This window comes from Micromonospora sp. CNZ280, assembly GCF_011759515.1.
In genome coordinates this window covers 419820-438241 of sequence record NZ_JAAOYP010000001.1, presented here as the reverse complement: position 1 = coordinate 438241, position 18422 = coordinate 419820, and the positions used below count along the sequence as shown (strand labels likewise).

Below are 18422 nucleotides of genomic sequence, written 5' to 3'. Positions count from 1 at the left end.
CCTCCCGGGCGGTGGGTCAGGCCCGCGCGAAGACGAGAGCCACGTTGTGGCCCCCGAAACCGAACGCGTTGTTCAACGCGGCGGGGATCTCCATGTGGCGCGCCTTGTGGGCGGCCACCTCCATGGTGAGGCCGTCGTCGGGGTCTTCCAGGTTGATGGTCGGCGGAACGACACCGTCCCGGATGGCCAGGATGGTGGCGATCGACTCCAGCGCCCCGGCCGCACCCAGCAGGTGACCGGTCATCGACTTGGTCGCCGACAGCACCGGGTGGTCGCCGAGCGCCTGGTGCAGCGCGCCGATCTCCAGCATGTCGCCGACCGGTGTCGAGGTGGCGTGGGCGTTGACGTGCACGATGTCGCGCTTGGCCACGTCCGCGTCGGCGATGGCCTTCGCGATCGCCCGGATCGCGCCCTCGCCCTCGGCATGCGGCTGCACGATGTCGTACGCGTCGGAGGTGATGCCGGCGCCGGCGAGGCGGGCGTACACCCGGGCCCCCCGGGCGGCGGCGTGGTCGGCCCGTTCCAGGACGACCACCCCGGCGCCCTCGCCCAGCACGAAGCCGTCCCGGCCCTTGTCCCACGGACGGGAGGCCCGCTCCGGCTCGTCGTTGCGGGTCGACATGGCCCGCATCGAGGCGAACCCGGCGATCGGCAACGGGTGGATGACCGCCTCGGTGCCGCCGGCCACCACCACGTCGGCCCGGCCGGCGCGGATGATGTCCAGGCCCAGCGCGATCGCCTCCGCACCGGTCGCGCAGGCGCTGGCCACCGAGTGCACGCCGGCCTTGGCACCGAGTTCCAGCCCGACCCAGGCGGCCGGGCCGTTGGGCATCAGCATCGGCACGGTGTGCGGGGAGACCCGGCGCGGCCCGGACGACTCGAGGATGTCGTCCTGGGCGAGCAGGGTGGTGGCGCCGCCGATGCCGGAGCCGATGCTGACCGCCAGCCGCTCCGGGTCCAGCCCGGAGTCGGCCAGGCCGGCGTCCGCCCAGGCCTGCTTCGCCGCGATGATGGCGATGGCCTCGGACCGGTCCAGCCGCCGCAGCTTGACCCGCTCCAGCACCTCGGACGGCTCCACCGCCAACTGTGCGGCGATCCGGACGGGCAGTTCCGCCGCCCACTCCTGGGTGAGCGGACCCACCCCGGAGCGGCCGGCGACCATGGCGTCCCAGGTCGACGCGACGTCCCCGCCGAGCGGGGTCGTCGCGCCGAGCCCGGTGACGACGACGTCGGGGCGACTCATGATCAGGACTGCGCCTCGATGTAGCTGACGGCGTCCCCGACGGTCTTCAGGTTCTGCACCTCGTTGTCCGGGATCTTGACGCCGAACTTCTCCTCGGCCGCCACCACGACCTCCACCATGGAGAGCGAGTCGACGTCCAGGTCGTCGGTGAAGGACTTCCCCTCGGCCACGTCGTCCGGGTTCACCCCGGCAACCTCCTCGAGGATCTCGGCGAGGCCGGCGGTGATCTCGTCACGGGTCATTGTGGTCTGGTTCCTCTCATCGGGGGTTCACTCGACGGCGGCGGTGCCGGCCGTCTCCCCGGCGCTGGCGCACCGGAGGGGTCTTCAGGGGCAGCGGACGACCTGACCGGCGTAGGTCAGGCCGCCGCCGAAGCCGAACAGCAGCACCGGGGCGCCGGAGGGCACCTCGCGCCGCTCGACCAGCTTGGACAGGGCCAGCGGCACGCTCGCCGCCGAGGTGTTGCCGGACTCGACGATGTCCTTCGCGATGATCGCGTCGGGGATGTTCAGCCGCTTCGCGATGCCGTCGATGATCCGGGCGTTGGCCTGGTGCGGCACGAAGGCGGCCAGCTCGGCCGGGTCCACCCCGGCGCGCTCGCAGGCCTGCCGGGCCAGCGGCGCCAGCTCGGTGGTGGCCCAGCGGAACACCGCCTGCCCCTCCTGCTGGATGTACGGCCGCCAGCCCTCGATGCGGACCGCGTCGCTCTTCTCCGGCACCGAGCCCCAGACCACCGGGCCCACCCCGGCGGGCTCGCCGTCGGCGGTGGCCGTGACCACCGCGGCGCCCGCGCCGTCGCCGAAGATGATGCAGGTGGAGCGGTCGGTCCAGTCGGTGAACTCGGAGAGCTTCTCGGCGCCGATGACGATGGCGTTGCGCGAGGCGCCGGCCCGGATGGCGTGGTCGACGGTGCCCAGCGCGTACGCGAACCCGGAGCACGCGGTGTTGATGTCGTACGCACCGGGCGCGGTGATGCCGAGCTTCGCGGCGACCCGGCAGGCCACGTTCGGGCTGCGGTCCACCGACGTGCAGGTGGCCACCACGACCAGGTCGATGTCGGCGGCGGTCAGCCCCGAGTTGGCCAGCGCCTTGCCGGCCGCGGCGGCGGCCATGTCGGCCACCGTCTCGCCGTCGGCGATCCGCCGGGTGACGATGCCGACCCGGTCCCGGATCCACTCGTCGCTGGTCTCCACGAGCTGGGCGATCTCGTCGTTGGTCACCACCCGGGAGGGCTGGTAGTGGCCCAGGGCGACGATGCGGCTTCCGGCAGCCATCAGTGCTGTCCTCCGATGCGGGCGAGCGGTTGGCCCGGGGCGACCGGGTCGTCGTGGTGGGCGAGCCACTCGGTGAGCACGCCGCTGTCGTGGGCGGTCACCTCGACCGGCCCCTGCCGGGTGGTGACCTGGCCGATGACCTGGCCGGCCCGGACCGACTCGCCCTCGGCGAGGCCCGCGGCGGGCGCGAAGGTGCCGGCCGACGGGGCCACCACCACCCGGAACGAGATGGTCGGCTCGTGACTCGGCGCCATCCCGTGCCGGGCGATCAGGTCCCGGGCGGCGGGCAGGTCGTCCGGGGTGTTCACGGTGACGATCTCCGGCGCGCCGGCGCCCCTGAGTTCGCGCTTGACCAGACCGGCCAGCGTGCCGGCCGGGGGCAGCTCGATCACCCCGGTCACCCCGAGGTCGGCCAGCGCGCGCATGCACAGGTCCCAGCGGACCGGCGCGGTGACCTGCCGGACCAGCCGCTGCACCAGCTCCCGGCCGTGGTTGACCGCGGCGCCGTCGAGGTTGGACAGCAGGATCCGGCTCGGGTCGGCCGGGGTGATCCCGGCGGCCACCGCGGCCAGCGCCGACTCGGCCGGCGCCATGTACGGGGTGTGGAACGCCCCGGCCACCTGGAGCCGGATGACCCGGGTCCGGGCCGGAGGTTCGGCGGCGAACTTGTCCAGGTGCTCCACCGCGCCGGCGGCGACGATCTGGCCGGCGCCGTTGCGGTTGGCGGCGTGCAGCCCGTGCGCCTCGATCGCGGCGAGCACCTCGTCCGGGTCGCCGCCCAGCACGGCGGCCATCCCGGTGGGCTCCAACGCGCAGGCGGCGGCCATCTCGCGACCCCGCACCCCGGCCAGGGTGATCGCCGCCTCCGCCGGGAGCACCCCGGCCAGCGCCGCCGCGCCCAGTTCGCCGACGCTGTGCCCGACGGTCAGCGCGACGTCGTACATCGGCAGGTGCTCGCCGGCCAGCAGCGCCGCCGCCACCAGCAGCGGCTGGGTGCGGGCGGTGTCCTTGATCTCGTCGGCATCGGCGGCGGTGCCGAGGTGCACCAGGTCGACCCCGGCCAGCGCCGACCACCAGCGCAGCCGCGCCTCGGCGCCGGGCAGGTCGAGCCAGGGAGTCAGGAAGCCGGGTTTCTGGGAACCCTGGCCGGGAGAGAGTACGGCGAGCACGTCTACAGACTCTCCCGGATACGCGTGGGTAGCGCTGTGCCGACCGCCACCAAACCACACTAGGACCTTTGGAGGGATCCTACAAAAATCGGCGGTGGTCATCACCCGTCTGTGAGGTTTTACCAACCCCCGGGGCCATTGTCTGGCTCGGGACCACCGGGACCACTGGGTCGAGCCGGCCCACCGTCAGCGCCACCCGGAGCGCGAACGCGTCCCGCGGCGCGAGCGGGGAGAAGCCGGTGACCTCGGCGATCCGCCGCAACCGGTAGCGGACCGTGTTCGGGTGCACGAAGAGGGCGCGCGCCGCGCTCTCCAGCGTCCCGCCGGCGGCGAAGAAGGCGTCCAGCGTCTCCAGCAGCTCGCCTCCGGCGCGTACCAGCGTCGCGTACACGTCGTGCCGCAGCCGGCGGCGCGCCTCCGCGTCCCCGGCCAGCGCCCGCTCCGGTAGCAGGTCGCCGGCCGGCACCGGCCGGGGCGCGGTGGGCCAGGCCGGCGCGGCCCGGAAGCCGGCCAACGCCGCGCGGGCCGACTCGGTGGCCTCGTCCAGGCTCGGCACCGCCGGACCGACCACCACCGGCCCGTCCCCGAAGGCACTGAGCAGCTTCCCGGTGGCGGCCACCGGGTCGGCGGCGCCACCGAGCACGATCACCAGCCGGTCGCCGTGCACGCCACCGATCACCTCGACGCCGATCCGCCGCGCCTGCCGGTAGACGGTGTGCAGGACGGCGGAGACCTCGCCGCCGGGGGAGCGGCCCACCGCCACCGCCACCGGCGGCGCGTCCGACCAGCCCAGCGCGGCGGCCCGGCTGGCCAGCACGTCCGGCGAGTCGCCGCGCAGCAGCGCGTCCACCAGCAGGGCCTGCAACCGGGCGTCCCAGGCGCCGCGCGACTCGGCGGCGCGGGCGTACACCCGGGCGGCGGCGAACGCGATCTCCCGGGAGAAGCGCAGCACGGCTTCGCGCAGCTGCTGCTCCTCGCCCTCCGCGGCCAGGTGGGAGACCTGTTCCTCGACCACGTCGATGGTCACCTTGATCAGCGCGACGGTCTGCTGGAGGCTGATCGACCGGGCCAGCGCCTGCGGCGCGGCGGCGAAGACCTCGTCGGAGACCTCCTGGGTGCTGTCGGCGGTACCGCCACCGTCGCGCAGCCACTGCACCAGCGAGCGGGCGCCGGCCTGGGCCACCAGCATGACCCAGGAACGCTGGTCGGCCGGGAGGGTGCGGAACCAGGGCAGGGTCTCGTCCATCCGGGCCACGCTGGCGGTGGCCAGCGCCCCCGCCGCGCGTTCGATCCGGCGCAGCGTGGCCGACAGCTTGGTACCGCCCGGCTCGTTCACCGCTCCAGCCTGACATGCCCTGACCAGGTGCTTCACTCCGCCCCGGCGGTCAGGCCGACGGGGGAGCGGGCAGGCCCAGCTCCTGGGCCAGGATGGCGGCCTGCACCCGGCTGCGCAGGTCGAGCTTCGCGAGGATCCGGCTGACGTGGGTCTTGGTGGTGCTCTCCGCCATCGACAGCCGGTCGGCGATCTGCTGGTTGGACAGACCCAGCCCGAGGCACGCCAGCACGTCGCGCTCCCGCGGGGTCAGCGCCGCCACCGCCGCCCGGGTGGCGGCGGAGGCGGCCGGAGCGGTCGCCGCGAACGCCGTGATCAGTCGCCGGGTCACCGCGGGGGCGATGAACCCCTCGCCGCGGGCGACCGTCCGTACCGCCGCCACCAGCCCCTCGGCGTCGGTGTCCTTGAGCAGGAAGCCGGCGGCCCCGGCCCGGAGCGCACCGAAGACGTACTCGTCGAGGTCGAAGGTGGTGAGGACGAGCACGTCGGCGAGCCGGTCGGCGACGATCGCCCGGGTGGCCGAGATGCCGTCCAGCCGAGGCATCCGCACGTCCAGCACCGCCACGGCGGGGCGGAGCTCCCGGCAGAGCCGGACGGCCTCGACGCCGTCGTCCGCCTCGGCCACCACCTCGACGCCCGGCGCGCCAGCCAGGATCAACGCCAGCCCGGCCCGGACCGCCGCCTGGTCGTCGGCGAGCAGCACCCGGATCACCTCAGTCATGACACCCTCCCGTCCGATCGCCGTCCGGCGGCACGACCGGTCACGGCGTCGCCTCCGTGGGCAGCTCCGCCCGGACCCGCCAGTTGCCGCCCTCCGGGCCGGCGACGAACCGGCCGTGCAGCAGCACGGCCCGCTCGCGCATCCCGACCAACCCGGCGCCCGCGCCGGTCAGCGAGTCACCGCCGGCGCGCACCGGGTTCGTCACGCTCACCACCACCGCCGCCGGCTCGTACGCGATCACCAGGTCGGCCCGGCCGGCACCGTGCTTGAGGGCGTTGGTCAGCGACTCCTGGACGATCCGGTACGCCGCCAGATCCACCCCGACCGGCAGCGCGCGGGGCGTTCCGTGCCACTGCACCCGTACCGTCAGCCCGGCGGCGCGAACCCGGTCGACCAGCCCGTCCACCTCGCTCAGCCGGGCCCGGGTCGCCTCGTCCGGCGCGTCCGCCGCCGGTCCGCCCGCCGCCGGCTCCCGGAGCAGGCCGATCATCTGCCGCATCTCGGCCAGCCCCTGCACGCTGTTCTCCCGGATCACCCGCAGCGCCCGGTCGACCTGGTCCCGGTCGAGCCCGGGCACGGAGAGCACGGCGGTGGCGTGGATGGCCACCGCGCTCAGGTGGTTGGCGACCACGTCGTGCAGCTCCCGGGCCATCCGGGCCCGTTCCGCGCTCACCGCCTGCCGCCGGTCCAGCTCGACGAGCCGGGCTGTCTGTTCGGCCCGGGCGCGCTCGGCCGCGGCCTGGTCCCGGTACTGCCGGACGCTGATCCCGGTGAGCACCGGCAGCACCCCGACCAGCACCACCGGCACCCCGACCCCCACCCCGCGCCAGTCCCGGGCCAGTGCCACCCCGAGCACCGCGCCGAGGACACTCAGCCCGACGGTGACCCGCAGCAGCCAGCGCCAGGTCCGCGCGGATCCGAACACGCACGCGTCGTAGATCACCTGGGTGTAGACCAGGACGGTCGCCAGGGAAACACCCAGCGCCAGGTCGGCCAGCACCGCCACGGTGCCGAGCGCCAGGCTGGCCCGGCTGGCGACCCGGCGCAGCCCGACCGCCACGCAGACCGCCACCAGCGGCACCAGGTACAGCGCCGCCGGCACGTCCGGGGTCCAGGGCAGCTGGGGCCGGGTGCTCAGGGCGTGGACGACCAGACCGCCGCCCAGCGATCCGCCGCTCAGCGCGAGGTCGCGGCCGAGGGTGCCGGGCCCGAGCCATGCTGGCGGTCGCATGGCACAGATCCCACCACAGCCGGGACCGCTCGGGCTCCGACCGGTGGAGGAGGTCCCGCCGGTCCGCGTCCCCCGAAGGAGGTATGCGCGACCGCACGCCCGTCGCGGGCGGCTGTGCCCGGCCCGTGCCGCCCGCCGGCCGGCCGCGCGGTCCGGGTCCGGGTCCGGGTCCGTCGAAGGATGGAGCCGGATCTCCTCTCCGCCGTCGAGGCCGGCGGGCGCCGGCCGGGAGAGGCTGGTGACCGCAGGAACGGGGAGGGGCGGAGATGCTGCTGACGGTCATCGTCGCGTGTGAGATCGGGTTCTGGGTGGTGCTCGGCGCCGGGCTGCTGGCGCGCTATCCGCTGCGCCGGCCACGGCTCGGCGCGGCGCTGCTGATCGGCGTACCGCTGGTGGACCTGGTGCTGCTCGCGGCGACCGTGGTCGATCTCCGGCGCGGCGCGACCGCCGAGTTCACCCACGGGCTGGCCGCCGCCTACCTCGGGTTCTCGGTGGCCTTCGGCCACTCGATGGTTCGTTGGGCCGACCAGCGGTTCGCGCACCGGTTCGCCGGTGGCCCGCCGCCGGTGAAGCCGCCCCGCGCCGGCTGGGCCCGGACCCGGTACGAGTGGCGGGAGTGGGGCAAGGGCCTGGTCGGCTGGGCGATCGCCTGCGGACTGCTCGGCGCCGCGATCCTCTGGGTCGACGACGCGGAACGGACCCGGGAGCTGGCGAACTGGATCGGCAAGCTCACCCTCGCCATCGTGATCTGGCTGGTCGCCTTCCCGCTCTGGGAGACGATCTTCCCCCGCCGGGCCCGCCGCTGACCCGGGTATGCGCTGCACGGCTCGTCGGTCCCGGCCAGTACGGTGGCAGGGCACGTCGGGGCCAGCACCGGCGGGCGACGGCGAGCGTGAGGAGACCGGGATGGCGCACGGGGAGGCCGACCACGGCTGCGCCCAGGGCGAGCCCTGCCGGCCGGGTCACCACGAGCCGCAGCCGGTCGCCAAGCACCACCGCCGGCTGGTCGGCGGCCCGCCGGTCGAGCCGGGCCGCCAGCCCGAGCGGGCCGACGAGGATCCGCCGGTGCCCCGGCAGCGGGCCGTCGAGCCGGCGCCGCCCGGCGAGATGGAGCCGGCCGGCGCCGGGGGTTGCCGCAGCGAGCTGCCCGGCTGGGCGGGCGCGCACCGGCACGGGCCGGTCCGCCCGCCGCGGCGCGCGCTCCGCCGGGAGCGGCCCCCGCACCGTTGGTGCTGACCACGCGGGCTCGTCCCGCCGGTTAGCGTGGTGGTCGTGAAGGCGATCGCCATCGACACGTACGGGCCGGCCGACCTGCTCGCCGTGCGCGAGCTTCCGGAGCCGCCGGTCGGCCCGGACACGGTCCTGGTGCGGGTACGCGTCGCCGGGGTGAACCCGGTCGACTGGAAGGTGCGCGAGGGGCACCTGGCCGGCGCCTTCCCCAGCCACTTCCCGCTGGTGCCGGGGTGGGACGCGGCCGGCGTGGTGGCCGCGGTCGGCCCCGCGGTGACCGGGTTCGCGGTGGGCGACGAGGTCATCGGGTACGTCCGGCGCGACGACATCCAACACGGCACGTACGCCGAACTCGTGCCCGCCCCGGAGCGGACGCTGGCCGACAAGCCGGTGCAGGCGTCCTGGGCCGAGGCGGGCGGGCTGCCGCTCGCCGGGCTCACCGCCTACCAGGCCCTCCAGTCGGTCCGCACCGGCAGCGGGGACACCGTCCTGGTGCACGGTGCGGCCGGCGGGGTCGGCCACCTGGCCGTGCAGCTCGCCCGGGCCCTCGGCGCGCACAAGGTGATCGGCACGGCGAGCGAAGCCAACCACGACTTCGTCCGGTCGCTGGGCGCGGAGCCGGTCAGCTACGGCGACGGCCTGCTGGACCGGGTCCGGGCGGTGGCTCCGGACGGGGTGGACGTGGCGCTCGACCTGTTCGGCGGCGACGCGCTGGACGTCTCGGCCCAGCTGCTGGAGCGGCCGGCCCGGCTGGTCTCCACGGCCGATCCGGACCACGTCACCCGGTTGGGCGGCAGCTACCTGTTCGTCAAGCCGTCGACGGCGGACCTGAGCCTGCTCGCCGGGCTGGTCGACGCCGGCCGGCTCGCCGTCCACGTGGCACGCACGTTCCCGCTGGCCGAGGCTGCGGACGCGCACCGGCTGGTGGAGTCCGGGCACGTCCGGGGCAAGGTGGTGCTGGAGCTCTGACCCCGGCGCGGGCGCGGGTGGGGCCGGCGCCCGCGCCGCCGGTCACCTGGTGCGGCGGCGGATCAGCAACGCGATCCCGGCCAGGCCGAGGGTGATCACCAGCACCACCGCGCCGTTGAGCAGCAGCAGGCGCTGCATCTCGCCGAGCGCCTCGTCGATGTCCCGGGCCGGGTCGAGCGCGTCCTCCGGGATCACCCGCTCGCCGCCACCGACGCCGCCGCTGACCGTGTCGAACTCCCGCTCCAGCGGCACCCCGGCGGTGCGCAGCGTCTCGGACATGGACAGTCGGCCGAGGAACCAGCCCGCGTTGGTCTTGCGGTTGTCCGGCTGCTTGGCCGGCCGGAACACCCGCGGCCCGCCCTTCGCCTTGGGATAGAGGTCGTACGTCTGCTTCGGCGTGTCGCCGGCGAACACCACGACCGTGTACTTCGGACCGAGGTCGGCCGCCTTCGGGCCGGTCTTCTGCCCGGTGCCGGGCAGGAAGTTGACCTGGTCGATGACGGCGACCACGTGCTGCGGGTGGGACTCGGCGCGCAGCCGCAGCGGCTCGGCCAGCCCGTCGCCGGTGATGTCCACGCCGGCGGGCGGGGGCTTCGGAGCGGCCGTCGCCGGCCCCGCGGCGGCCGCCGCGACCAGCGTCGCCGCCAGCCCGCCGACCAGTACCGCGACCAGTCGCCTCATCCGTCGGACCATCGCCGCCTCCTCGCCCCGTTCGATGGATGGCTTCGCTGCAGGTCACGCGCGTGGTTGGTGGACGGAGGTGACCATGGCCACAGGCCGGGACCCACCTCAGAGACTCCGCGGAACGTCGTTCGGTTGCAGCTGGTGGAACAGTATTTGGAACTATTTGCGATCTCGGCTCGACTAATGTGCGGCAGCCGTTGATCAGCGGGCGGATCGTACCTTTGCGGAGGGGCTCATGGGGGGCAGGGTCGCACGTGTGGCGCGTACCTGGCCAGCGGTGTTCGGCGTGGCGCTCGGCGTGTCTCTGTTGCCGGCGACGCCGGCGGCCGCGCACAACTCGCTGACCGGCAGCGATCCGCGCGACGGCGCCCGGGTGGCGACCGCGCCGGCCCGGATCGAACTGCGGTTCCTGGCCAAGCCGGACCCGGCCACGACGAAGATCACAGTCACCGGGCCGGACAACGTGGCCGCGCTGGGCGGCGCGCCGACCTTCACCGGCAACCGGGTCCGCCTGCCGTTCAAGCCCGGCCGGGCGGGGCTCTACATCGTCGGCTACCGGGTGGCCTCCAGCGACGGGCACCCGGTCTCCGGCGAGGTGCGGTTCACCCTCACCACCGGCACGCCGGCCGACCCCTCGGCGTCGGCCACCGCCCCGGCCACCGCCGTCCCACCGGCGTCGCCGTCGGGCGGACCGGCGGCCGCGTCGAGCGCGGACGCCAGCCTCTCCGCCGTGCCGGCGGCCGAGGAGCGCACGGACTCGGGCGGCCGGGGCTGGCTCTGGGCGCTCGGCGGGGCCGTGCTGCTCGCCGCCCTGGTCGCCGGCCTCCTGCTGCGCCGCCGCTCCGCCCGCGGCTGACGCCCGAGGTCGACCGAGGTCAGACCAGGCGGACCCGGGCGGCGCGCAGCCGGGTCAGGGTGCGCTCGCGGCCGAGCACCTCCAGCGACTCGAACAGCGGCAGCCCGACGGTACGACCGGTGACCGCGACCCGGACCGGGGCCTGCGCCTTGCCGAGCTTGAGTCCGCGCTCCGCGCCGACCGTCTCCAGGGCGGCCTTGAGCGACTCGGCGTCCCAGGACTCCAGCGTCTCGAACGCCGCGATCGCCGCCTCCAGCAGCTCCGCCGAGCCCTCCTTCATCGCCTTCGCCCAGGCCGCCTCGTCGATCAGCGGCGAGGCGAGGAAGAGGAAGTCGACGTTCGGCACGATCTCGCTGAGCACCGCGATCCGGGTCTGCGCCAGCGGGGCCACCGCGGCGAACGCGCCGGCGTCGAACTCGGCCGGCTGCCACGGCGGCGGCGCGATCGTGCCGGTGCCGGTCAGCCAGGGCTGGCACGCCGCGACGAAGTCCTCGATCGGCAGCGCCCGGATGTACTCGCCGTTGAACGCGCGCAGCTTCTTCTCGTCGAAGAACGCCGGCGACGGGTTGACCTCCTCCAGCCGGAACTCCTCCTCGATCACCGACCAGGGCACGATCTCCCGGTCGCCGGAGGGCGCCCAGCCGAGCAGCATCAGGTAGTTGCGCATCGCCGCGGCGAGGTAGCCCTCGTCCCGGTACGCCTCCAGGGCGACCTTGTCGCGCCGCTTGGACAGCTTCTGCCGCTTCTCGTTCACCACCACCGGCACGTGCGCCCAGGTCGGCGGCTTGACCCCGAGGGCGTCCCAGAGCAGCTGTTGCTTCGGGGTGTTCGGCAGGTGCTCCTCGGCCCGGATCACGTGGGTGATCCCCATGGTCATGTCGTCCACGACGTTGGCCAGCAGGAACACCGGCGAACCGTCGCCGCGGGCGATGACGAAGTCCTCGATCAGCTTGTTCTCGAAGGTGGGCTCGCCGCGGATCAGGTCGACCACCACGGTCTCGCCCTCGTCGGGGGTACGGAAACGCAGTGCACGGCCCTCGCCCGGTCCGAGGCCACGGTCCCGGCAGAAGCCGTCGTAGCCCTGGTACTGCGAGCCGGTGCGGGCCTGCACCGCCTCCCGGGTGCAGTCGCAGTAGTACGCCCGGCCCGACTCGTACAGGCGCGCCGCGGCGGCCCGGTGCTCGCCGGCGTACTGCGACTGGAAGTAGGGGCCCTCGTAGCTGCCGCGCTCGATGCCGATCCAGTCCAGCGCGGAGAGGATGCCCTCGGTCCACTCCGGCTTGTTCCGCGCCGCGTCGGTGTCCTCGATGCGCAGCACGAACACCCCGCCCTGCTGCTTGGCGTAGATCCAGTTCTGCAGGGCCGAGCGGGCGCCGCCGACGTGGAACATACCGGTCGGGGAGGGGGCGAAGCGTACACGTACCGTCACGTCCTCCAGCCTACGGCGGGGCGCGACCGGATTCGGCCAGGGGTACCGGTCAGGGCACCGTACGGATCTTCAGCACCAGCACGCTGCCCAGCACGGTGACCGCGGCGGTGACCGCGTAGAGCGCCGGATAGCCGCCCAGATGCACCACGAGCGGGGCGGAGAGCGCCGGACCGAGCACCTGCGGGGCGGAGTTGGCGATGTTGATCACGCCGAGGTCCTTGGCCCGGTCGGTGGCCCGGGGCAGCACCTGGGTGATCAGCGCGGCGTCGACCGACAGGTAGACGCCGTAGCCGGCGCCGAGCAGCAGCGCGGCGAGCACCGCCATCGGCCAGACCGGCGCGACGGCGAGCAGCAGCGCCGCGACCGCCATGATGCCGCCCGCGGCGATCACGAAGACCTTCCGCCGGCCGGAGCGGTCGGAGAGCCGCCCGGCCAGCACCGCGGTCGCGGCCAGCCCGGCCGTGTAGAGCAGGATCAGCACCAGCAGGCCGTTCTCGGGGTCGGCCAGCCGCACCTGGTCGGTGAGGAAGTAGAGCAGGTACAGGGTGCCGAGGGCGTTGCCGAGCTGGACCAGGAACCGGGTGATCCACGCCCAGCCGAAGTCCGGGTGGGCCCGCGGGGAGACCCACATCGAGGCGAGCAGCGCGCGCAGCCGCAGTGCCGGCCGGTGCGCGCGGGGCAGCGGGTCGTCGGCGGTGACCAGGGTGAACGGCAACGCCAGCAGCAGCACCGCCACGGCGACCGCCAGGTAGCCGGTGGCGTTGCCGGTCACCACGGCGGTCACCAGCACCACGCCGAGCACCAGCCCGAGCGCCTGCGGGATGCCCACCCAGCCGGAGACCCCGCCGCGCTGGATGACCGGCACCCGGTCCGGCACCGCGGCGGTGAGGCTGGCCAGCATCGCGTTGAAGCAGACCTGCGCGGCGACCCAGCCGAGCGCCACCCCGAGCACGGTGCGCTGCTGGGCCAGCAGCGCCAGGGCCGCCGCGCCGAGCAGCGCCCCGCCGGCGGTCCAGACGTGCCGGCGGCCGAACTCCCGGCCGCCCAGGCGCAGGCAGGTCCGGTCCGACAGTGCGCCGGCGAGCGGGTTGGCGATCACCGCGGCCAGCGCGCCGAGGCCGGTGACCAGCGCGAGCGCCGCCTCCTTGTCGGCCGGCGCGATCCGTTCCAACTGCTGTGGCAGCAGCACCTGGATCGGGGTGAAGAAGGCCATCCACACGCCCAGGTTGGCCGCGAAGATCAGCGCGATCCAGCCGCGCCGGACCGGGACGGTCGGCTCGGCCAGCGCCGCCGGCAGCGAGGCCGGCGTCGGGTCGACGGTGGTCACGCCGCCGGCGTCCGGCGTCCGGCCGCGATCAGGTCGCGGAACCAGGCGTACGAGGACTTCGGGGTGCGGACCTGGGTGTCGAAGTCGACGTGCACCAGGCCGAAGCGCTTGGTGAAGCCCTCCGCCCACTCCCAGTTGTCCAGCAGCGACCAGACGAAGTAGCCGCGCACGTCCACCCCGTCGTCGAGAGCGGCCCGGACCGCGCGCAGGTGCCCGTCGAGGTAGGCGATCCGCTCCGGATCCGGCACCCGCCCGGCGGCGTCCGGGGCGTCGTCGTAGGCGCAGCCGCTCTCGGTGATCTCGATCGGCGGCAGGTCGTCGCGGTAGGTGTCGCGCAGCCAGCCGAGCAGTTCACGCAGCCCGTCCGGCGCGACCGGCCAGTCGAAGGCGGTGCGCGGGTAGCCGTCCAGCGGCACCAGCTCGAACGGCAGCGGGGAGCCTTCCTCCGGGGCGCGTACCGCGGTGGGGTTGTAGTAGTTGACGCCGAGCACGTCGATCGGCGCGGCGATCACCGCCAGGTCGTCGTCGCGGACCAGGGCCGGGTCGAAGTCCTGCCCGGCCGGGTAGCCGCGGCCGAGCAGCGGGTCGGTGAAGAGCCGGTTGTGCAGCGCCTCGTACGCGGCCGCGGCGGCCCGGTCGGCGTCGGTCTCGCCGGCCAGCCGCACGGGTGAGTAGTTGTTGGCGATGGCGACCGGGCTGGCGCTGCGGGCGCGCAGCGCGCCGACCGCGAGACCGTGGCCGAGCAACTGGTGGTGGGCGACCGGGAAGGCGTCGAAGAGCAGCATCCGGCCCGGCGCGTGCACGCCCATGCCGTGCCCGAGGCTCATGTGGACGAACGGCTCGTTGAGCGTGATCCAGAGCTTGACCCGGTCGCCGAGCCGGGCCGCGGTCAAATCGGCGTACTCGGCGAAGCGGTGCGCGGTGTCCCGGCTCAGCCAGCCGCCGGCGTCCTCGAGGGGCTGCGGCAGATCCCAGTGGAACAGCGTGGCGACCGGGTCGATGTCGCGGGCCAGCAGGTCGTCGATCAGCCGGTCGTAGAAGTCCAGCCCGGCCGGGTTGGCCGCGCCGGTGCCGCCGGGCTGGACCCGGGGCCAGGCGATCGAGAAGCGGTACGCGGAGACGCCGAGTCCGGCCATCAGGTCGACGTCCTCGGCGTGCCGGTGGTAGTGGTCGCACGCCACGTCACCGGTGCTGCCGTCGACGATCCGGCCCGGGGAGTGCGCGAACGTGTCCCAGATGGACGGTCCCCGGCCGTCCGCGCCGACGCCGCCCTCGATCTGGTAGGCGGAGGTCGAGACGCCCCAGCGGAAGCCGGCGGGGAAGTCGGGCATCGGTTCGGTCGGCATGCGCCCTCCCGGTGAACACGAAACGTGTTCGCGACTCTAGGGCGCGGCCGGTGAATACGCCATAGGCGCTCGTCGACCACAAGGCAATGGTTTTCGGCGTGTCTTTTCCGAACCCGTCCAGGTAAGTCCGAATTTGTGCATAGAGTGCCGATATCGTGGGATGTCCTCACTGGAGGAAGACGGAAATGATCCTCGTGGAACGCAGTGCGCACGTGGCGGCGCCGATGGAAGCGGTCTGGGACGTCGTGCAGCGGGCCGAGCAGTTGCCGGCCTGGCTGGCGGGGGTCCGCGCGGCCGAGGTGCTCTCGGGGGAGGGCTTCGGGCGGCGGCAGCTGGTCCAGGCCGGACGTGGCGCGGCGCATGAGGCCGAAGTGATTGCCTATCAGGAGCCGACCCTGATCGGCTGGCGCGAACGCGCCAAGGGCGCCGGCGCCCGGGCGGAGGCGCGCACCGAGATCTACGTCCAGCTCACCCCCGACGAGGAGGAGGGCGGGACGATCGTGCGGCTCATCGTCGTACGCTGGCCGGCCGGCCCGGTCAAGGCCGCCCTGCTCCGGCTCGGCCTGCGTCGGGTCGGCGCCGACCTGGAGGACTCGCTCGCCCGGTTGACCGACCTGGCCGCCGTCGGCTGACCGGGCTCCGTCCTGGCGTCACCCGCGACGGCGGTGGCCCGGGTCCCCGCCAGGGACACCGGACCACCGCCTCATCGCGCCTGCCCCGCTCTCGGGTCGCGGGGACGACGAAGGGCCCGACGCGGATCGCGCCGGGCCCTTCCTCGCGTGCTGCCTAGCTGTCGCCGCCGGTCTCGCCGACCGGGGCGGCGGTCACGTCCTCGATGGCGTACTTCTTGGCCGCCTCGGCCGGCACGGTGGCCGGCACCACGCCGCGGAGCGCGAGCTGCCGCAGCGTCGCCACCACCACCGACTCGGCGTCGACGTGGAAGTGCCGGCGCAGCGCGTGCCGGGTGTCCGACATGCCGAAGCCGTCGGTGCCGAGCGAGGTGTAGTCGCCGGGTACCCAGCGGGCGATCAGGTCCGGCACCGCGCGCATCCAGTCGCTGACCGCGATCTTCGGCCCGTCGACGTCGGCCAGCTTCCGCTGGACGTACGGCACCCGCTGCTCGGCGCCCGGGTTGAGCAGGTTGTGCTCCTCGCACTCGACCGCGTCCCGGCGCAGCTCGGTCCAGGACGTCACCGACCAGACGTCGGCGGCCACGCCCCAGTCCTGGGCGAGCAGCTGCTGCGCCCGCAGCGCCCACTGCATGCCCGTGCCCGAGGCCAGCAGGTTGGCCTTCGGGGCGTCGCCGTCGACCTGCGGCGCCGGGGAGTAGCGGTAGATGCCCTTGAGCAGCCCCTCGACGTCCACGTCGGACGGCTCGGCCGGCTGCAGGATCGGCTCGTTGTAGACGGTGAGGTAGTAGAAGATGTTCTCCTGCGCCTCGCCGTACATCCGGTGCAGGCCGTTCTCCACGATGTGCGCGATCTCGAACGCGAACGCCGGGTCGTACGCGACCACCGCCGGGTTGGTGGCGGCGAGCAGATGCGAGTGACCGTCCTCGTGCTGGAGGCCCTCACCGTTGAGCGTGGTGCGGCCGGCGGTGGCGCCGAGCAGGAAGCCCCGGGCCATCTGGTCGGCGGCCGCCCAGAGCCCGTCGCCGGTGCGCTGGAACCCGAACATCGAGTAGAAGATGTACATCGGGATCATCGGCTCGCCGTGCGTCGCGTACGACGAGCCGGCGGCGGTGAACGAGGCGACCGAGCCGGCCTCGTTGATCCCCTCGTGCAGGATCTGCCCGCCGAGGGCCTCCTTGTACGACAGGAACAGCTCCCGGTCGACGGCGGTGTACCGCTGCCCGTGCGGCGAGTAGATCTTCGCCGTGGGGAAGAGCGAGTCCATGCCGAACGTGCGGGCCTCGTCCGGGATGATCGGCACCCAGCGCTTGCCGAACTCCTTGTCCTTCATGATGTCCTTGAGCAGGCGGACGAAGGCCATCGTGGTGGCCACCTTCTGCTTGCCCGAGCCCCGCTTGACGTCCGAGAACCGCTCCGGACCGGGAATGGTCAGCCGCTTGCCCTCGGTGCGCCGCGACGGCAGGTAGCCGCCGAGCTGCTTGCGCCGCTCGTGCAGGTAGGCGATCTCGTCGGACTTCTCACCCGGCGTGTAGTACGGCGGCAGGTACGGGTTCTCCTCCAGCGCCTTGTCCGGGATGTCCAGGAAGAGCCGGTCGCGGAAGGTCTTGAGGTCTTCCAGCGTCAGCTTCTTCATCTGGTGCGTGGCGTTGCGGGCCTCGAAGTGCGAGCCGAGCGTCCAGCCCTTGATCGTCTTGGCCAGGATCACCGTCGGCTGCCCGGTGTGCTCCATCGCCGCCTTGTAGGCCGCGTAGAGCTTGCGGTAGTCGTGGCCGCCCCGCTTGAGGTTCCAGATCTCGTCGTCGCTGAGGTGCTCGACCATCTTGCGGGTGCGCGGGTCGCGGCCGAAGAAGTGCTCGCGCACGTACGCCCCGGACTCCGCCTTGTAGGTCTGGTAGTCGCCGTCCGGCGTGGTGTTCATGAGGTTGACCAGCGCGCCGTCGGTGTCCGCGGCGAGCAGCGGGTCCCACTCCCGGCCCCAGACCACCTTGATGACGTTCCAGCCGGCGCCCCGGAAGAACGCCTCCAGCTCCTGCATGACCTTGCCGTTGCCGCGGACCGGCCCGTCCAGCCGCTGCAGGTTGCAGTTGATCACGAAGGTGAGGTTGTCCAGCTCCTCGCGGGCGGCCACCCCGATCGCGCCGAGGGTCTCCGGCTCGTCCATCTCACCGTCGCCGAGGAACGCCCAGACGTGCTGGTCGGAGGTGTCCTTGATGCCCCGGTGGTGCAGGTAGCGGTTGAACCGCGCCTGGTAGATGGCGTTCAGCCCGCCCAGGCCCATGGAGACCGTGGGGAACTCCCAGAAGTCCGGCATCAGCCGCGGGTGCGGGTACGACGGCAGGCCGCCGCCCGGGTGGGACAGCTCCTGGCGGAACCCGTCGAGCTGGTGCTCGGTGAGCCGGCCCTCGAGGTACGCCCGCGCGTACATGCCGGGGGAGGCGTGGCCCTGATAGAAGATGTGGTCGCCGCCACCCGGGTGGTTCTTGCCCCGGAAGAAGTGGTTGAAGCCCACCTCGTAGAGCGAGGCCGAGCTGGCGAAGGTGGAGATGTGCCCGCCGACGCTGATCTCCGGGCGCTGCGCCCGGTGCACCAGCATGGCCGCGTTCCACCGGACGTACGCCCGGATCCGCCGCTCGACGTGCTCGTCACCCGGGAACCACGGCTCGCGCTCCGGCGGGATGGTGTTGATGTAGTCCGTGGTGGTCAGGGACGGCACCCCGACCTGGCGCTCGCGGGCCCGCTCCAGCAGGCGCAGCATGACGTAGCGGGCGCGCTTGGTTCCGCGCTCGTCGATGACACCATCGAGCGACTCGACCCATTCGCTGGTTTCTTCAGGGTCGATGTCCGGAAGCTGGCTCGGCAGACCGGCGGTGATCACCGGGCGCTTGCGTTCCGTGGCCACTGGCGTTCCCTCGGTTGTGTATGGGATAGGTCTCTAGCGCCATCCTGCCCCCTGGTGCCACCTGCCGTCACGTCCACCG

The 18422-nt window shown here is 73.7% G+C and carries 17 protein-coding genes; 5 read left to right on the top strand and 12 right to left on the bottom strand.

All coding sequences use genetic code 11. From position 1 onward, the window contains the following. Window positions 1–16 precede the first annotated feature (16 nt). From fabF to FHX32_RS02010, 7 genes are all read right to left on the bottom strand, one after another. A complete protein-coding gene (fabF, locus tag FHX32_RS02040; RefSeq protein ID WP_167178957.1) occupies window positions 17–1243 on the bottom strand; it encodes a beta-ketoacyl-ACP synthase II in 1227 nt (408 codons plus the stop codon). A gap of 2 nt (window positions 1244–1245) precedes the next feature. Next, on the bottom strand, window positions 1246–1485 hold the full coding sequence (locus tag FHX32_RS02035; RefSeq protein ID WP_007072348.1) for an acyl carrier protein: 240 nt from the start codon (window positions 1483–1485) through the stop codon (window positions 1246–1248). A gap of 84 nt (window positions 1486–1569) precedes the next feature. Beyond that, window positions 1570–2517: a beta-ketoacyl-ACP synthase III gene (locus FHX32_RS02030; RefSeq protein WP_167178955.1), complete on the bottom strand. Its 948-nt coding sequence runs from the start codon at window positions 2515–2517 to the stop codon at window positions 1570–1572. Continuing rightward, window positions 2517–3686 carry an acyltransferase domain-containing protein gene (locus FHX32_RS02025; protein WP_167178953.1) on the bottom strand — a complete coding sequence of 390 codons (1170 nt, stop codon included), beginning with the start codon at window positions 3684–3686 and terminating at the stop codon, window positions 2517–2519. Before FHX32_RS02025 ends, FHX32_RS02030 begins: the two co-directional genes overlap by 1 nt. A gap of 79 nt (window positions 3687–3765) precedes the next feature. Then, window positions 3766–5058 carry a PucR family transcriptional regulator gene (locus tag FHX32_RS02020; protein ID WP_486480873.1) on the bottom strand — a complete coding sequence of 431 codons (1293 nt, stop codon included), beginning with the start codon at window positions 5056–5058 and terminating at the stop codon, window positions 3766–3768. A 13-nt stretch (window positions 5059–5071) separates the two neighbouring features. Continuing rightward, window positions 5072–5740, bottom strand: coding sequence for a response regulator transcription factor (locus tag FHX32_RS02015; protein ID WP_167178949.1), 669 nt, complete (start codon window positions 5738–5740; stop codon window positions 5072–5074). A gap of 40 nt (window positions 5741–5780) precedes the next feature. Continuing rightward, window positions 5781–6971 (bottom strand): histidine kinase, encoded by a 1191-nt coding sequence (locus FHX32_RS02010; protein WP_167178948.1) that lies wholly within the window; start codon window positions 6969–6971, stop codon window positions 5781–5783. Between the two features lie 266 nt (window positions 6972–7237). On the opposite strand from FHX32_RS02010, the gene FHX32_RS02005 reads away from it, so the two are divergent. From FHX32_RS02005 to FHX32_RS01995, 3 genes are all read left to right on the top strand, one after another. After that, on the top strand, window positions 7238–7777 hold the full coding sequence (locus tag FHX32_RS02005; protein ID WP_167178946.1) for a hypothetical protein: 540 nt from the start codon (window positions 7238–7240) through the stop codon (window positions 7775–7777). 100 nt (window positions 7778–7877) lie between these two features. Then, window positions 7878–8207, top strand: a complete 330-nt coding sequence (locus FHX32_RS02000) for a hypothetical protein (protein WP_167178944.1) — start codon at window positions 7878–7880, stop codon at window positions 8205–8207. 36 nt (window positions 8208–8243) lie between these two features. Then, window positions 8244–9170 carry an NADP-dependent oxidoreductase gene (locus FHX32_RS01995; protein ID WP_167178942.1) on the top strand — a complete coding sequence of 309 codons (927 nt, stop codon included), beginning with the start codon at window positions 8244–8246 and terminating at the stop codon, window positions 9168–9170. A gap of 42 nt (window positions 9171–9212) precedes the next feature. Here FHX32_RS01995 and FHX32_RS01990 read toward each other — a convergent pair whose 3' ends face one another. Then, window positions 9213–9863 carry a hypothetical protein gene (locus tag FHX32_RS01990; protein ID WP_167178940.1) on the bottom strand — a complete coding sequence of 217 codons (651 nt, stop codon included), beginning with the start codon at window positions 9861–9863 and terminating at the stop codon, window positions 9213–9215. A gap of 247 nt (window positions 9864–10110) precedes the next feature. Here FHX32_RS01990 and FHX32_RS01985 point away from each other — a divergent pair, with 247 nt between their 5' ends. Then, a complete protein-coding gene (locus tag FHX32_RS01985) occupies window positions 10111–10710 on the top strand; it encodes a copper resistance CopC family protein (RefSeq protein WP_486480872.1) in 600 nt (199 codons plus the stop codon). Window positions 10711–10729: 19 nt separating this feature from the next. On the opposite strand, the gene gltX is transcribed toward FHX32_RS01985, so the two are convergent. Genes gltX through FHX32_RS01970 form a run of 3 tightly spaced genes read right to left on the bottom strand, consistent with a single transcriptional unit; the run spans window position 10730 to window position 14812 of the window. Continuing rightward, complete coding sequence (gene gltX / locus FHX32_RS01980; protein WP_167178936.1) at window positions 10730–12139, bottom strand: glutamate--tRNA ligase; 1410 nt, start codon at window positions 12137–12139, stop codon at window positions 10730–10732. Between the two features lie 49 nt (window positions 12140–12188). Then, on the bottom strand, window positions 12189–13466 hold the full coding sequence (locus FHX32_RS01975; RefSeq protein ID WP_167178934.1) for an MFS transporter: 1278 nt from the start codon (window positions 13464–13466) through the stop codon (window positions 12189–12191). Then, the gene (locus FHX32_RS01970) at window positions 13463–14812 is read right to left on the bottom strand and encodes a GH1 family beta-glucosidase (RefSeq protein ID WP_167178932.1); all 1350 of its coding nucleotides are present in this window, start codon (window positions 14810–14812) and stop codon (window positions 13463–13465) included. The genes FHX32_RS01975 and FHX32_RS01970 overlap by 4 nt, the downstream gene beginning before the upstream one ends. 185 nt (window positions 14813–14997) lie before the next feature. Between FHX32_RS01970 and FHX32_RS01965 the strand changes: the two genes are divergently transcribed. After that, entirely contained in the window at window positions 14998–15444 is a 447-nt protein-coding gene (locus FHX32_RS01965; RefSeq protein ID WP_167178930.1) for an SRPBCC family protein, read from the top strand. Between the two features lie 154 nt (window positions 15445–15598). Here FHX32_RS01965 and aceE read toward each other — a convergent pair whose 3' ends face one another. After that, on the bottom strand, window positions 15599–18343 hold the full coding sequence (gene aceE, locus FHX32_RS01960) for a pyruvate dehydrogenase (acetyl-transferring), homodimeric type (RefSeq protein ID WP_167178928.1): 2745 nt from the start codon (window positions 18341–18343) through the stop codon (window positions 15599–15601). Between the last annotated feature and the right edge of the window lie 79 nt (window positions 18344–18422).